Below are 16,114 nucleotides of genomic sequence, written 5' to 3'. Positions count from 1 at the left end.
TTAATGCGCTTTCTGCGCTTCTCCAACGATAGCCATCAGACGCCGATCGGTCTGCTCCATCCCGAGACCGGCTTTATCGGCATTACGAATTTCCTCAAGCACGCTTTGCAATAGCAGGCCATCCTGCTGCTGCTCTTCCGCCAACAGCGTGAGAAACCGCCAGGTGCTGTCATCGCTTTGCGCTTTGGCTTCCTGAGCGAGACCGCTCAGCAGACGACTGCGCTGTTGGTAATCGCTCAGGGTTTGGGTAAACAGATCTTCCAGCGAGGTGCACTCAGGGTTACAGGCGTGGTCGGGATTGACGATCGGCCAGCTGCCGGCTTTTTTCAGGTAGTCAAATACGCGCATAGTGAGGGTGATGCTGCTTTGCGCGCGGGTGCGCAGAAACGTCGCGGCGCCGTCGAAGCGATGTCGGGCGCACCACTCACTTAAGTTCAGGTAAACGTTAGAGGCGTGAAACTCAAGATTCATTTGGGTGTTTAGCTTTTGTGCCATTCCTGGAACTGCCATAAAAAATATCCTTATTAACCGGGAAGGGGTTACTGGTGCGCGTCAGCGGATCCTGCGGATAACTACAAGATAAAATAGTGACACGCGGCACTGTTGCAGAATAATAAAACTCTACACATTCCGTATGAGTCGGGTATTTTTTCCATTTGCCGACGATTTAAGAATACTCGCTCAACGAAATTAAGAAAACTCTCAAGCGCGGTAATTTACGTTTTGTTACACCATTATTTGTGCAAACTACCAGGGCTGAGATTGTGCGCCGTTGGCAGGGGCTCGCTGGTTTCAGATTGGTTATAAGATATAAGTATTTGACTACGAGATTCGTCGTAGAAGAGAACGGAATAAGTTATTTCATTAGTAATGTTTCAGGTTGATGATCATTATTTTTATTTTTTGTTGCAGGCGCTTTTATCAAGAGGAATATATTTTTTCTATTCGGAATAAATTACGCCAAAGATCCGTTTTTTCGCGATATTAAGCGGGCCATGTGGCTCAGCGGTGCGAGGTGGATTGCCATTTGAGTGGCGCACAGGCGATCGCCCGCAGCAACGCCGTCAATCGCTGATGATAACAGTGCTGTAACCCACCGTTAAACATCCTCTGACAACACAAGGATAAGCCTGCTGATGGTATAGATGATCCTGCTATGTCCCGGTAAAATTGTATGACAATTGTGTCATTTTTTATGTCATTTTTTGCTAAATGTATGTACGCAATTACTGTAATTCCGCGATGTGATAATGCTCTCGTATGGAGAAATAATTTCCGGGTATTACTACTCTAACAACGGCAGTGGGGAATGCGATTTTTCTAATGCCTTGTTTTGATGCCGATTAAATTGTTAATTCCGATTTTTCCCTACATGAAAGCGAATTAAAGCTGGAGTTTACCATGCACAAATTTACTAAAGCGCTGGCGGCCATTGGTCTCGCTGCGGTTATGTCACAATCAGCTATGGCGGAAAATCTTAAACTGGGTTTTCTGGTGAAACAGCCGGAAGAGCCATGGTTTCAGACTGAGTGGAAATTTGCTGATAAAGCAGGAAAAGATTTAGGCTTTGACGTTATTAAAATTGCGGTCCCGGATGGAGAGAAAACCCTGAATGCCATTGACAGCCTGGCGGCCAGCGGCGCGAAGGGCTTTGTCATCTGTACCCCCGATCCCAAGCTCGGGTCGGCGATTGTCGCCAAAGCGCGTGGCTATGACATGAAGGTGATTACCGTCGATGACCAGTTCGTCAATGCGAAGGGCAAACCGATGGAGAGCGTACCGCTGGTGATGATGGCGGCGAGCGAAATTGGCGCCCGTCAGGGGCAGGAACTCTATAAAGAGATGCAAAAGCGCGGCTGGGATGTCAAAGACACCGCCGTAATGGCGATCACCGCCGATGAGCTGGATACCGCGCGCCGTCGCACCACCGGCTCCATCGATGCCCTGAAGGCGGCCGGCTTCCCGGACGCGCAAATCTACCGCGTGCCGACAAAATCCAACGATATCCCGGGAGCGTTCGACGCCGGTAACTCGATGCTGGTCCAACATCCGCAGGTTAAACACTGGCTGATCGTCGGGATGAACGACAACACCGTCCTCGGCGGCGTGCGCGCGACCGAAGGTCAGGGCTTTAAAGCTCCCGATGTGATTGGCATCGGCATCAACGGCGTGGATGCCGTCAACGAACTGTCGAAGGCGCAGCCGACCGGCTTCTATGGTTCTCTGCTGCCAAGCCCGGATATCCACGGCTACAAAACCAGCGAAATGCTATACAACTGGGTCACCAAGGGCGTCGAGCCGCCGAAGTTCACGGCGGTGACCGATGTGGTGCTGATTACCCGCGATAACTTCAAAGAAGAGCTGGCGAAAAAAGGGCTGTAACAGCCTGATTAAACTGGCCCCCGCCGCGGCGCGGGGGCTGAGTGCAGAAGAGCGGAGTCGTTATGCAACAGTCTACCCCTTATCTCTCATTTCGCGGCATCACCATGACGTTCCCTGGCGTAAAGGCCTTGTCCGATATCAGTTTTGACTGCTACCCAGGACAGATCCACGCGCTGATGGGCGAAAATGGCGCAGGCAAATCGACGCTGTTGAAAATTCTCAGCGGCAACTATATCCCGACCGCGGGCCATCTGCAGATCGGCGGCCAGCAGATGGCATTCGCCAATACCATGGAGGCGCTGAATGCCGGCGTGGCAATCATCTACCAGGAGCTGCATCTGATCCCGGAGATGACCGTCGCCGAAAATATCTATCTCGGTCAGCTGCCGCACAGAGGCGGCATCGTCAATCGCTCGCTGCTCAACTATGAGGCCCGCCTGCAGCTGGAGCATCTGGGTCTGGATATCGACCCGGAGACGCCGCTGAAATATCTCTCCATTGGTCAATGGCAGATGGTGGAGATTGCCAAAGCGCTGGCGCGTAACGCCAAGATTATCGCGTTCGATGAGCCGACCAGCTCGCTCTCCGCCAGAGAGATCGACAACCTGTTTCGCGTCATCCGCGAGTTGCGGGAGGAGGGAAGGGTCATCATCTATGTTTCACACCGGATGGAAGAGATTTTTGCCCTCAGCGATGCCATCACCGTCTTTAAAGATGGCCGCTACGTTTGCACCTTTGACGATATGCCGAGCGTCAGCCACGACGCCCTGGTCCAGGCAATGGTAGGCCGCAATCTGGGCGATATTTATGGCTGGAAGCCTCGCCCCTATGGCGAGGAGCGGCTGCGCCTGGAGGAGGTCAAAGCGCCGGGCGTGCGCACGCCGGTTAGTCTCTCGGTGCGCAGCGGTGAAATTGTCGGTTTGTTCGGACTGGTGGGTGCCGGGCGCAGCGAACTAATGAAAGGCCTGTTTGGCGGCACGCAGATAACCGGCGGTCAGGTGTATATCGATGGCCAGCCCGTCTCCATTCGCAAACCGGCCCAGGCCATCCAGGCCGGGATGATGCTGTGCCCGGAGGATCGTAAAGCGGAGGGGATTATTCCGGTGCATTCCGTGCGCGATAACATCAATATCAGCGCCCGGCGCAAGCATATTCACGCTGGCTGCCTGATCAACAACGCCTGGGAGGCGGACAACGCCGATCAACATATCCAGTCGCTGAATATTAAAACGCCGGGCCCGGAACAGCTGATTATGAACCTGTCGGGCGGCAACCAGCAGAAAGCGATCCTTGGCCGCTGGCTGTCGGAAGAGATGAAGGTGATCCTGCTTGATGAGCCAACCCGCGGCATCGACGTCGGCGCCAAACATGAAATTTACAATGTGATCTATGGCCTCGCCGCCTCTGGTGTCGCCGTGGTGTTTGCCTCCAGCGACCTGCCGGAAGTGCTGGGCGTCGCTGACCGCATCGTGGTGATGCGCGAAGGACAAATCGCCGGCGAACTGCTGCATGAAGAAGCCAATGAACAGCAGACGTTAAGCCTTGCGATGCCAACAGTGAGCCAGGCTGTCGCCTGAGTAAGGAGTAAATGATGTCATCAGTGACTACGTCCGGGGCTACCCGCTCAACCTTTAGCTTTGCCCGCATCTGGGATCAGTTTGGCATGCTGGTGGTGTTTGCGGTGCTGTTTATCGGCTGTGTGATTTTTGTGCCCAACTTTGCTTCATTCGTCAATATGAAAGGGCTGGGGCTGGCGATCTCGATGTCCGGGATGGTGGCCTGCGGCATGCTGTTTTGCCTGGCCTCCGGCGATTTTGACCTGTCGGTGGCGTCGGTTATCGCCTGCGCCGGGGTCACCACCGCGGTGGTGATTAATCTCAGCGAAAGCCTGTGGCTGGGGATCGCCGCAGGCCTGTTGCTGGGGGCGCTTAGTGGCCTGGTTAACGGCTTTGTCATTGCGCGCCTTAAGATCAACGCGCTGATCACCACGCTGGCCACCATGCAGATTGTCCGCGGCCTGGCCTATATTATCTCCGACGGCAAAGCGGTGGGGATCGAAGATGAACGTTTCTTCACCCTCGGCTATGCCAACTGGTTTGGTTTGCCGGCGCCGATCTGGCTGACCGTCGCCTGCCTGGTGGTTTTCGGATTATTACTAAACAAAACCACCTTTGGCCGTAATACGCTGGCTATTGGCGGCAATGAAGAGGCGGCGCGCCTGGCCGGCGTCCCGGTGGTGCGCACCAAGATTATTATCTTTGTGCTCTCCGGTCTGGTATCGGCCGCAGCGGGGATCATTCTGGCGTCGCGCATGACCAGCGGCCAGCCGATGACCTCGATTGGCTATGAGCTGATTGTTATTTCGGCCTGCGTGCTGGGCGGGGTGTCGCTGAAGGGCGGGATCGGCAAGATCTCCTACGTGGTGGCCGGGATCCTGATCCTCGGAACCGTGGAAAATGCGATGAACCTGCTGAATATCTCGCCATTCTCACAATACGTCGTGCGCGGGGTGATCCTGCTGGCGGCGGTGATCTTCGACCGCTACAAACAAAAAGCCAAACGTGCGGCCTGAATTTTAACCCAACTTTTTAGTTTACAGAGTAATTGCCGCCAGCGCCCGTTTCGCTGGCGGTAACTATCAAAAATGGCGAGGTTGGTCACACTGTCTATACTTACATGGCTCACATATAATTAACAACCAGCTTCGGCTGGCCATGATAAGGAGGAAACAGGGTGGATAACCAGATATCTGTACCGCCTGCGCTAACCGGAAACTACGCTTTTTTCTTTGACCTCGACGGTACTCTTGCCGATATCCAGCCGCACCCCGATCAGGTGGTGATACCCGACAGCACGCTGCAGGCGCTCAATGCGCTGGCCCAGCAGCAGGGGGGCGCGGTGGCATTGATTTCAGGGCGCTCAATGGCTGAACTTGACGCGCTAACCCATCCCTGGCGGCTACCGCTGGCCGGCGTTCACGGGGCCGAGCGCCGTGATATCAATGGTAAAACCTACATCGTCTCTCTGCCGACAGCGCTGCGCGATGAGATCGCGGCTGAGCTGACGTCGGCGCTGGAAGCGCTCCCGGGATGTGAGCTGGAGAGTAAAGAGATGGCTTTCGCGCTCCACTATCGCCAGGCCCCGCAGCAGCAGAGCGCCGTGCTGGAGCTGGCGCAGCGGATTGTTCAGCGCTATCCGCTGCTGGCGTTACAGCTTGGCAAGTGCGTGGTGGAGATTAAACCCCGCGGCGTCAACAAAGGGGAGGCGATTACCGCGTTCATGCAGGAGGCGCCATTCGCCGGCCGCGAACCGGTTTTTGTCGGCGATGATTTGACCGACGAGGCGGGATTCAGCGTCGTTAATCAACTGCAGGGAATGTCGGTAAAAGTTGGCGCCGGGGAAACTCAGGCGCATTGGCGGTTGGCGGATGCCGCCGCTGTAAGGACGTGGTTGCAACATCTGGCGTATGACGCGCAAACCGAAAGGAGGGATGACCATGAGTCGTTTAGTCGTAGTCTCTAACCGTATCGCCTTACCGGACGATAAAAAATCGAGCGCTGGCGGTCTGGCCGTCGGCATCCTGGGGGCACTGAGAGCGGCGGGGGGTCTGTGGTTTGGCTGGAGCGGCGAGATTGGCGATGACCAGCAGCCGCTCAAGCAGGTCTCCCGCGGGAATATTTCATGGGCGTCGTTCAACCTTAATGAACGGGACCATGATGAATACTACAACCAGTTCTCTAACGCCGTGCTGTGGCCGGCTTTCCACTATCGCCTTGATCTGGTCAGCTTTCAGCGCGAAGCCTGGGAGGGATATCTGCGGGTTAACGCCATGCTGGCGGACAAGCTTCTACCGCTGATTGAGCCAGACGATACGCTGTGGATCCATGATTACCATCTTCTGCCCTTCGCCAGCGAGCTGCGTAAGCGCGGAGTGAATAATCGCATCGGGTTTTTCTTACATATTCCGTTCCCGACGCCGGAGATTTTTAACGCTCTGCCGCCGCACGCTGAGCTGCTGGAGCAACTGTGCGATTACGATCTGCTGGGCTTCCAGACCGAAAGCGACAGAACCGCTTTTCTCGACAGCATTGCTATGCAGACTCGCCTATCCGACCTCGGCGATAAACGCTATCAGGCATGGGGTAAGGCGTTCAGTACCGAGGTTTATCCGATAGGGATCGATCCGGACGAAATTACGCGCAACGCTAAAGGTCCGCTGCCGCCGAAGCTGGCCCAGCTGAAGAACGAGCTGAAAAATGTGAAGAATATCTTCTCCGTGGAGCGTCTTGACTATTCGAAAGGGTTGCCGGAGCGATTCCTCGCCTACGAGACGCTGCTCGAGAAGTACCCTCAGCACCACGGCAAAATCCGTTATACCCAGATCGCGCCGACCTCCCGCGGCGATGTGCAGGCCTATCAGGATATCCGCCACCAGCTGGAAACCGCAGCCGGACGCATCAACGGACAGTTTGGTCAGCTTGGCTGGACACCGCTCTACTATCTGAACCAGCATTTTGATCGTAAGCTGCTGATGAAGGTCTTCCGCTACTCTGACGTCGGGCTGGTGACGCCGCTACGCGATGGTATGAACCTTGTGGCGAAGGAGTACGTCGCGGCGCAGGATCCGGATAACCCTGGCGTACTGGTCCTGTCGCAGTTTGCCGGGGCGGCGCAGGAGCTGACCAGCGCCCTGATCGTCAATCCTTACGATCGCGACGAGGTTGCCGCCGCGCTGGATCGCGCGCTCAGCATGCCGCTGGCGGAACGTATCGCCCGTCATTCAGCGATGCTGGACGTGATCAGAGAAAATGATATTCATAACTGGCAGGCGCGCTTTGTCGAGGATCTGCAGCATATTTCACCGCGCAGCGAGGAGAGCCGTCTGCGGGGGAAGATAGCCACCTTCCCTAAACTGGCCTAGTTCAGGAAAAGGGCTAACCGGCGTTAGCCCTTTTCAAGGGAAACCAACAGCACATCAACGCCGCAGCTGCCGACGATACTTTTCGCCGAGCAGGTGGCGCGTGAGAAGAGGGAATGGTTGTGATTGCCGCAGATCACCAGATCAACACGGTGCGACCGGCAGAAGTCCTTAATATGATGGCCTAGCTCGCCGCAGGCGATGGTCATTCTTTCTATTGGGTAGTCCGCGTGGCGAGCCAGCTCATTGAGAAACTCCCGCGTCTCTTCCTGCATCACTTCGCGCAGATTTTCCATCATCGGTGCGGCGAACTGGTTATACAGCTCCGGATCCGTAGCGAGAGTGATTAAGCTCACCTTCGCGTTAACGGGGCGGGCTATCGACACCGCTTTTTTAATTAATACCTGACTCTCCGGCGTTGGCGCGACGGCAACCAGCAGATGGGTATAAGGCATCTGGCCTCCTTGAGATACGCGGAATAACCCTTTCTTCCATTCTTTACTCCTGTTTCCCCGACTGCGCAAGTGCCGATCCCGGGATTTGCGAGCCTGTTCGTTAGTCGGCGACCTTCCAGCCAGATCACATCAATGAACCTGTCTTTTGATTAAAAAGAAATGCTGTTTTATAAATGAGTGAAGTGGCGACGTCATCTCTTTGTCATTTTGCCACCGGCGACTGTTCCGTGGCAAAAGTACAAAGGTAACCTCCTTTCACAGCTTTTAGTGTAGCCAGGTACCCACTCCCTTCCGGTGGCAAATCCGGAACGATTGTCGGCGTTCTTTTAAAAAAAGACACAGGATCACGGCGATGAAAACACGAAAAATTGGACTGGCTAACTATCTGGCCTACGGCGCGGGCGATTTTCTCGGCGCCGGCACGACGGCGCTAACCGCCGCATGGCTGCTCTACTTTTACACGACCTTTTGCGGACTGACCCCGATTGAGGCCACGCTTATTTTTGCTGCCGCCCGCGTGCTGGACGCGGTGGTAAGCCCGCTGATGGGCTTTCTCACCGATAACTTTGGCACCACCTGGCTTGGTAAGCGCTTCGGCCGCAGAAAATTCTTTATTCTGCTCGGCATCCCCTGCGTATTCAGCTATTCAGCGATGTGGGTCGGCGAGATGGGCTTCTGGTACTACCTGGCGACCTATCTGCTGTTTGATATGGTCTATACCATGATTCTGGTGCCCTATGAGACGCTGGTGCCGGAGATGACCGATGACTTTAAACAGAAAACCAAATTCTCCGGCGCGCGCATTTCGATGGCGCAGATGTCGGCGATTTTAGCCTCCTTCCTGCCGGGGATCCTTCTCTCCTGGCTCGGCAAAGATAATGCCAGCTCGTTCTTCTATGCCAGTCTGGTGTTCTCGGTGCTGTGCGCGGTGATGCTGACTCTGGTCTGGTGTTTCACCTGGGAACGACCGCGGGAGGCGTGGTCGGAAGCGGCCCTGCGGGCGGAAGCGGAAAAACAAAACTTAACCCTTGCTCAGAGCCTCAATCGCCTGGTGATTGAGCTGAGTTCTACGCTGCGGATAAAAATTTTCCGCCAGCACCTCGGCATGTATCTGGGGGGCTATATCGCCCAGGACGTCTTCAATGCCGTGTTTACCTATTACGTGGTCTTTGTTCTGATGCAGGAAGCCGCCGTCGCCTCGAACCTGCTGGGGACGATGGCCATCTTCCAGTTTATTGCAGTAATCGCCATGATCCCGCTGTGCATTCGTTTTGGCCCCGCGCCGTCGTACCGCATGGTGGTGGTCCTGTTTGGCCTGAGCTCACTCTCCTACGCGCTGCTCTATTACGCCGGACTGAGCGACGTCTATTCCTTATTGCTGCTCATCTCTGCTGTCGCCGGACTGGGACGCGGCGGGATAAATTACGTACCGTGGAATACCTACACCTATATTGCCGACGTCGACGAAGCGATCACCGGCCAGCGCCGGGAGGGGATTTTTGCCGGCATCATGACTCTGACCCGCAAAGCCTCGCAGGCGGGGGCGGTGATGCTGGTGGGGATCATTATGCAGTTGTCGGGGTTTGTTTCCGGGCAAAAAATACAGCCTGAAGGGGTCAGCCATACCATTCTGCTGATCCTCAGCGTCGGCACTCTGGTGGTGTTAGCCTGCGGCTTCCTCGTCTCGCTGCGCTTCAAGCTCAACCTGCGCACCCACAGCGTCCTGCGCAGCGAGACCCTCAGAATGCGCGAGCTCGGCTACGCTCAGTCGGAACAGACCAGTGCGGAACACCGCGCGGTGGTCGAGCTGCTGGCGGGGATGCCTTACGACTGTCTGTGGGGCAATAACAATATTGGCTATCTGAATCGTCATAAACCTGCTGCCCCGGCGCTCATTAAGGGCGGCGCTTTGAATTCGACATATACCCGAGGTTAACAACATGAAAGTTTGGCCGGTCAAACATAGCCCATTACTGCGTCAGCCTGAGCGTTTTATCGCCCGTAGCGAACTGCAGGCGCTGATCCGCAACGTGACGCAAAACCTGGTGAATATTAAGGATGAGAGCGGGCAATTTTTACTACGCCTGGATGACGGGCGCGTGATCGATACCAAAGGCTGGGCCGGCTGGGAGTGGACCCACGGCGTTGGGCTGTACGGCATCTATCAGTATTACCAGCAAACCGGCGATATCGAGATGCGTGATATCATCGATCGCTGGTTTGCCGACCGCTTCGCCGAGGGGGCAACGACCAAAAACGTTAATACTATGGCCCCGTTTCTGACCCTGGCTTACCGCTTTGAAGAGACCGGCCGTATGGCGTATCTGCCGTGGCTGGAGAGCTGGGCGGAGTGGGCGATGCACGAGATACCGCGCACCGAGCAGGGCGGTATGCAGCACATGACTCTGGCGGAGGAGAACCATCAGCAAATGTGGGATGATACGCTGATGATGACCGTGTTGCCGTTAGCCAAAATTGGCAAGCTGCTTAACCGCCCCCAGTATGTGGAGGAGGCAACCTACCAGTTCCTGCTCCATGTGCAGAACCTGATGGACCGGGAGACCGGGCTGTGGTTTCACGGCTGGAACTATGAGGGGCGGCATAACTTTGCCCGGGCGCGTTGGGCGCGGGGCAACAGCTGGCTCACCATGGTGATCCCGGATTTTCTGGAACTGGTGGATCTCCCCGAGGGGAACGCGGTACGGCGCTATCTGATTACAGTCCTCGACGCACAGATTGCCGCCTTGGCAAAATGCCAGGACGACAGCGGCCTGTGGCATACCTTGCTGGACGACCCGCACTCTTATCTTGAGGCCTCGGCGACCGCCGGCTTTGCCTACGGGATTCTCAAAGCGGTGCGCAAGCGTTACGTCGGGCAGCACTACGCCGGGGTGGCTGAAAAAGCGATTCGCGGAATTGTGCAGAATATTTCGCCGCAGGGGGAGCTGCTGCAGACCTCATTTGGCACCGGGATGGGGTCAGACCTCGACTTTTATCGCCAGATCCCGCTTACCTCGATGCCCTACGGTCAGGCGATGGCGATCCTTTGTCTGACGGAGTATCTACGCAAGTACTTCTGAGCAGGGCGCCCCGCTGGCGAGGCGCCGAATAAAACTAACCCGGCTTTCGCCGGGTTGCTTGTTACATACGCTCGACGGTTTCGATACCGAGGGTATCGAGACCCAGCTTGAGGGTTTTCGCCGTGAGCAGCGCCAGCTTCAGACGGCTGTTGCGGGTCTCTTCGCTTTCCGCGCTGAGGATCGGGCAGTGCTCGTAGAAGCCGGAGAACAGGCCCGCCAGATCGTAGAGGTAGGCGCACATAACGTGCGGCGTCCCTTCGCGAGCGACCACGGAGAGGGTCTCTTCAAACTGCAGCAGGCGCGCGGCCAGCTGAGCTTCGCGATCTTCGGCGATGACCACCGGCGCGTCGATCATCGCGTTTTCGTCGATGCCGGCTTTGCGGAACACGGAGAGCACGCGGGTATAGGCATACTGCATATACGGCGCGGTGTTGCCTTCGAACGCCAGCATATTATCCCAGTCGAAGACGTAGTCGGTGGTGCGGTTTTTCGACAGGTCGGCATATTTAACCGCGCCGATACCCACCACTTTCGCCAGATTTTCCAGCTCGTCAGCCGACATATCCGGGTTCTTCTCGGCCACTAGGCGACGGGCGCGCTCCAGCGCTTCGTCCAGCAGATCCGCCAGCTTCACGGTACCGCCGGCTCGGGTTTTAAACGGCTTGCCGTCTTTCCCCTGCATCATACCGAACATATGGTGCTCCAGCGGCACGGAGTCCGGCACGTAGCCTGCCTTGCGCACGATGGTCCACGCCTGCATCAGGTGCTGGTGCTGACGAGAGTCGATGTAGTAGAGCACGCGGTCGGCGTGCAGCGTTTCATAGCGATACTTCGCACAGGCGATATCGGTGGTGGTATAGAGGTAGCCGCCATCCTTTTTCTGGATGATGACGCCCATCGGTTCGCCTTCCTTGTTTTTGTACTCATCAAGGAAGACCACGGTAGCGCCTTCGCTCTCAACCGCCAGCCCTTTGGCTTTCAGATCGGCGACGATCCCCGGCAGCATCGGGTTGTACAGGCTCTCACCCATCACGTCATCGCGGGTCAGGGTGACGTTCAGGCGATCGTAGGTGATCTGGTTCTGCGACATGGTGATGTCGACCAGCTTACGCCACATCTGCAGGAAGTACTCATCACCACCCTGCAGCTTAACCACGTAGCTGCGCGCGCGCTCGGCGAAGGCTTCGTCTTCGTCATAGTGCTTTTTCGCTTCGCGATAGAAACCTTCGAGGTCGGCCAGGGCCATTTCGCCGGCGTTTTCCTGCTGCTGTTTTTCCAGATACGCGATCAGCATCCCGAACTGGGTGCCCCAGTCGCCGACGTGGTTGGCGCGGATCACCTTATGACCCAGGAACTCCAGGGTACGGACTGAAGCATCGCCAATGATGGTCGAACGCAGATGGCCGACGTGCATCTCTTTCGCTACGTTGGGTGCCGAGTAGTCGACGACGATAGTCTGCGCCTGTGGTTTCGTGACGCCCAGGCGCTCAGACTGCAGCGCGCGGTTGACGTTGTCCGCCAGAAACGCGGGGTCGAGGAAAATATTGATAAAGCCCGGCCCGGCGATTTCAACCTTGTTGGCAATGCCGTTGAGGTCAAGATGAGACAGTACCTGCTCTGCAAGTTGTCGCGGCGCCATACCCAGCTTTTTGGCGACAGCCATCACGCCGTTGGCCTGATAGTCGCCGAACTGAACTTTTGCTGACTGGCGGACCTGGGGTTCGCAATCGGCAGGCGCGCCTGCCGCGATCAGGGCCTGGCTGACTTTTTCTGAGAGAAGAGCCTGAATATTCACCGGAATACCTTACGTGTAATGCGCCTGCCCCCGAGGGAGGCGGCGCCATAATGTGGACAAATTAGGGCGGGAGTATACTGCATTTGTCCCCGTCCGTCAGCATTGCGCGCGGCGCGCCGGCGTGCGCAATCCATCGCCGGTCAGTTGCCCATCAGCGGGGCGGCGGTTGGTCCGCAGGCCGAAACACGGTAAATTACCTTTTCATTACTGACGAGCATTATTGACGAGCAAACCCATGGCAAACTGGCAGCAAAATGAACAACTGGCCGATATTACGGCGGATCTCCCGCGATTTTCCGATGCGCTTCAGCGCTTCACTGCGCGACTGGGACTGGAGATCGCCGGGCTCGACGCCGACCATATCTCCCTGCGCTGTCATCAGAATACCACTGCGGAACGCTGGCGCCGCGGTCTGGAGCAGTGCGGCACCCTGCTGTCGGAGAATATGATCAACGGCCGGCCCATTTGCCTGTTCAAACTGGCGGAGCCGGTCTGCGTGGCGCACTGGCGCTTCCATATCGTTGAGCTGCCGTGGCCGGGTGAAAAGCGTTATCCCCATGAAGGCTGGGAGCATATCGAAATCATCCTGCCCGGCGATCCGGCAACCTTAAATGCCCGCGCGCTGGCGCTGCTGGCCGATGACGGACTCAGCCAGCCGGGGATCGTGGTCAAAACCAGCTCGCCGAAAGGGGAGCATGAGCGCCTGCCGAATCCTACCCTGGCGGTGACCGACGGCAGCGTGACGGTCAAATTTCATCCGTGGTCTATTGAACAAATCGTCGCCAGCGAGCAAGCCGATACGTAACAGTGTGAAGCCGCGCGGCGTCTGCCGCGTGAAATTGTGACATGCTGCAAAGGTTGTCTGGATCAGGGAGAGAGGAATGGCGGTACTGGAAGTGTGTTGCTACAGCATGGCGTGCGCCCGGGAGGCTGAGCGCTGCGGCGCCGATCGTATTGAGCTCTGCGCCGCGCCGCAGGAAGGGGGATTAACCCCCTCTTATGGGGTGCTGGTCTCGGCCCGCGAGGCGATTACTCTCCCGGTGCATCCGATCGTTCGCCCGCGCGGCGGCGATTTCTGCTACACCGAGGAAGAGTTCGCCGCGATGCTTAACGATATTTGCATGGTGCGGGATCTGGGCTTTCCCGGGCTGGTGACCGGCGTGCTGGATGCTGATGGCCAGATCGATATCCCGCGGATGAAAAAAATAATGGCCGCGGCGGGGCCGCTGGCGGTGACCTTTCATCGCGCGTTCGATCTGTGCGCCGACCCGCGTCAGGCCTGGAAAACGCTGGGGACGCTGGGGGTCAAACGTATCCTGACTTCCGGTCAGCAATCCTCGGCGGAGAAAGGTATTTCATTAATTACGGAACTTATTGCCGCAGGGGATACTCCAATCATTATGGCCGGTGCGGGAGTCCGCGCCGCGAACCTGCCGCTGTTTCTGCAGGCGGGGGTGAAAGAGGTCCATAGCTCCGCTGGCCACTGGTTGCCGTCGGAAATGCGCTTTCGTCATCCGGGCGTTTCGATGTCAGCCGATCCCGATCCCGATGCCGATGAATACAGACGCTACGCCGTGAATGGCGCAGCGGTGGCGGAGATGAAAAGGATTATCTCCGCCTGGAGAAGTTAAACGGTTTTTTGCTGCACATCATGTCGCCCAATATGATGATTGCCCGTACCAGGCCCCTGCCCATTAAACAGGGGCCTTTTTTTATCTCGCTTTTTTCGCCAGCGACTGCTGGGTTTCCGGTTTGGTGGCAATGATCACAGCTCGTAATGGCGCCGGATAGCCTTCCACCGTTTTGCGCTGATCCTGTGGGTCGAGGAAATCGGCCAGCGATTCGGTCGTCATCCATTCGGTGCGTCGCTGCTCCTCTGTCGAGGTGACGCAGGCGTCGACGATGCGCACGTCAATAAACCCGCACTTCTCCAGCCACAATTTCAGGGCCGCCGCCGAGGGGATAAAATAGACGTTGCGCATTTGCGCATAGCGGTCGCCCGGTACCAGCACCGTATTTTCATCTCCTTCAACCACCAGCGTCTCCAGCACCAGCTCGCCCCCTGGCGCCAGCTGATCTTTCAGCTGCCACAGATGGTCCAGCGGCGAGCGGCGGTGGTAGAGCACGCCCATCGAGAACACGGTGTCGAAGGCCTCCAGCGCCGGCAGCTGCTCGATGCCCAGCGGCAGCAAATGCGCCCGCTGGTCGTTACCGAGCAGCTTACGCACCGCTTCAAACTGGCACAGGAACAGCTGGGTGGGATCGATACCGACCGCCAGATGTGCGCCGGCGCCGATCATCCGCCACATGTGATAGCCGCTGCCGCAGCCCACGTCGAGGATAGTCCGGCCAGTGAGATCGGACAGGTGCGGCAGAACGCGCTCCCATTTCCAGTCGGATCGCCATTCGGTATCGATATTGATGCCGTACAGCGAATAAGGGCCTTTGCGCCACGGCATCAGGTTTTTAAGCAGATTTTCGATCCGCCGCTGATGGCCTTCGCTGAGCGGCGTTTCGCTCTCGGCGGTGACGCTGTGCAGAAGATCCAGACGCCAGGGCGTTAGCTCCGGCAGAAATTCTACGGCGCGCTCCCATTCACGAAACTTGCCGTGCAGGGCATCGCGCTGCCAGGCGGCTACCTGGGCAGGCAGCGTCTCCAGCCAGTGAGACAGCGGGCTTTTGGCGATCAGCTGATAGAAGTTACTGAAGTCGATCATGCCTGCTCCCCGGCTTTCACGGCCACCAGCGAGCCAAAGTTAAAGCACTGGAACCACAGTTCGGCATGTTCAAACCCAGCCTGACGCAGGCGGGCTTTATGGGTTTCGACAGAGTCCGTCAGCATCACATTTTCCAGCATGCTGCGTTTCTGGCTGATCTCCAGTTCGCTGTAGCCGTTGGCGCGCTTAAAGTCATGATGCATATTGAACAACAGTTCGCCAACGTGGGCGTCTTCGAAGCTGAATTTTTCCGAGAGCACCAGCGCGCCGCCCCGATTCAGCCCCTGATAGACTTTAATGAGGATCGCCTGGCGATCGCCCGGCTCAAGGAACTGAATAGTAAAGTTCAGGATCACCAGCGAGGCGTTTTCAATGGTCACGTCGCGGATATCCCCTTCAATCACTTCGACCGGCGTCGGCGCTTTATAAGCGTCAATATGGCGACGGCAGCGCTCCACCATCGCGGGAGAGTTATCGATGGCGATAATGCGGCAGCCCGGATGGCTAATATTGCGGCGCACGGAGAGGGTGGCGGCGCCCAGCGAACAGCCAAGATCGTAAACCTGAGTGTTGGGCTGAACGAAGCGCTCGGCCAGCATGCCGATCATCGAGATGATATTGGAGTAGCCGGGCACAGAACGCTGGATCATATCGGGGAAGACTTCAGCAACCCGTTCATCAAAGGTCCAGTCGCCGAGGCTGGCAATCGGCGCGGAAAAAAGCGTATCGCGGTGAGACATAACGTTAAACCCGAAAAAACGAAAACG

The 16,114-nt window shown here is 56.9% G+C and carries 14 protein-coding genes; 9 read left to right on the top strand and 5 right to left on the bottom strand.

Features of this window, described 5'->3' with window-relative positions:
* Positions 1–510, bottom strand: a complete 510-nt coding sequence (locus tag DR88_RS11465) for a non-heme ferritin-like protein (RefSeq protein WP_004175413.1) — start codon at positions 508–510, stop codon at positions 1–3.
* An 891-nt stretch (positions 511–1,401) separates the two neighbouring features.
* Between DR88_RS11465 and DR88_RS11470 the strand changes: the two genes are divergently transcribed.
* From DR88_RS11470 to otsA, 5 genes are all read left to right on the top strand, one after another.
* A complete protein-coding gene (locus tag DR88_RS11470) occupies positions 1,402–2,382 on the top strand; it encodes an arabinose ABC transporter substrate-binding protein (RefSeq protein WP_002911518.1) in 981 nt (326 codons plus the stop codon).
* A 62-nt stretch (positions 2,383–2,444) separates the two neighbouring features.
* A complete protein-coding gene (gene araG / locus DR88_RS11475) occupies positions 2,445–3,959 on the top strand; it encodes an L-arabinose ABC transporter ATP-binding protein AraG (protein ID WP_004148867.1) in 1,515 nt (504 codons plus the stop codon).
* 14 nt (positions 3,960–3,973) lie between these two features.
* The gene (gene araH, locus DR88_RS11480) at positions 3,974–4,954 is read left to right on the top strand and encodes an L-arabinose ABC transporter permease AraH (RefSeq protein WP_002911507.1); all 981 of its coding nucleotides are present in this window, start codon (positions 3,974–3,976) and stop codon (positions 4,952–4,954) included.
* Positions 4,955–5,115: 161 nt separating this feature from the next.
* Entirely contained in the window at positions 5,116–5,904 is a 789-nt protein-coding gene (gene otsB / locus DR88_RS11485) for a trehalose-phosphatase (RefSeq protein ID WP_002911505.1), read from the top strand.
* A complete protein-coding gene (gene otsA, locus DR88_RS11490; RefSeq protein ID WP_004175414.1) occupies positions 5,879–7,303 on the top strand; it encodes an alpha,alpha-trehalose-phosphate synthase in 1,425 nt (474 codons plus the stop codon). The genes otsB and otsA overlap by 26 nt, the downstream gene beginning before the upstream one ends.
* A gap of 23 nt (positions 7,304–7,326) precedes the next feature.
* Here otsA and uspC read toward each other — a convergent pair whose 3' ends face one another.
* Positions 7,327–7,755 (bottom strand): universal stress protein UspC, encoded by a 429-nt coding sequence (gene uspC / locus DR88_RS11495; RefSeq protein WP_002911500.1) that lies wholly within the window; start codon positions 7,753–7,755, stop codon positions 7,327–7,329.
* A 352-nt stretch (positions 7,756–8,107) separates the two neighbouring features.
* Here uspC and DR88_RS11500 point away from each other — a divergent pair, with 352 nt between their 5' ends.
* Positions 8,108–9,691, top strand: coding sequence for an MFS transporter (locus tag DR88_RS11500; protein ID WP_004148865.1), 1,584 nt, complete (start codon positions 8,108–8,110; stop codon positions 9,689–9,691).
* Positions 9,692–9,695: 4 nt separating this feature from the next.
* Entirely contained in the window at positions 9,696–10,835 is a 1,140-nt protein-coding gene (gene bglB / locus DR88_RS11505; protein WP_004148864.1) for a beta-galactosidase BglB, read from the top strand.
* A 61-nt stretch (positions 10,836–10,896) separates the two neighbouring features.
* On the opposite strand, the gene argS is transcribed toward bglB, so the two are convergent.
* On the bottom strand, positions 10,897–12,630 hold the full coding sequence (argS, locus tag DR88_RS11510; RefSeq protein ID WP_004148863.1) for an arginine--tRNA ligase: 1,734 nt from the start codon (positions 12,628–12,630) through the stop codon (positions 10,897–10,899).
* Between the two features lie 235 nt (positions 12,631–12,865).
* On the opposite strand from argS, the gene DR88_RS11515 reads away from it, so the two are divergent.
* Complete coding sequence (locus DR88_RS11515) at positions 12,866–13,435, top strand: VOC family protein (RefSeq protein ID WP_032443934.1); 570 nt, start codon at positions 12,866–12,868, stop codon at positions 13,433–13,435.
* A gap of 76 nt (positions 13,436–13,511) precedes the next feature.
* A complete protein-coding gene (gene cutC / locus DR88_RS11520) occupies positions 13,512–14,261 on the top strand; it encodes a copper homeostasis protein CutC (RefSeq protein ID WP_032443933.1) in 750 nt (249 codons plus the stop codon).
* Positions 14,262–14,342: 81 nt separating this feature from the next.
* Here the strand turns inward: cutC and cmoB are convergent, their stop codons facing one another.
* Together cmoB and cmoA are read right to left on the bottom strand one after the other, a co-directional pair.
* The gene (gene cmoB, locus DR88_RS11525; protein ID WP_004148862.1) at positions 14,343–15,347 is read right to left on the bottom strand and encodes a tRNA 5-methoxyuridine(34)/uridine 5-oxyacetic acid(34) synthase CmoB; all 1,005 of its coding nucleotides are present in this window, start codon (positions 15,345–15,347) and stop codon (positions 14,343–14,345) included.
* The gene (gene cmoA / locus DR88_RS11530) at positions 15,344–16,087 is read right to left on the bottom strand and encodes a carboxy-S-adenosyl-L-methionine synthase CmoA (RefSeq protein WP_025860715.1); all 744 of its coding nucleotides are present in this window, start codon (positions 16,085–16,087) and stop codon (positions 15,344–15,346) included. The genes cmoB and cmoA overlap by 4 nt, the downstream gene beginning before the upstream one ends.
* Positions 16,088–16,114 lie beyond the last annotated feature (27 nt).

Source organism: Klebsiella pneumoniae, assembly GCF_000742135.1.
Taxonomy (GTDB): Bacteria; Pseudomonadota; Gammaproteobacteria; order Enterobacterales; family Enterobacteriaceae; genus Klebsiella; species Klebsiella pneumoniae.
This window is presented reverse-complemented; position numbering and strand designations above follow the sequence as displayed.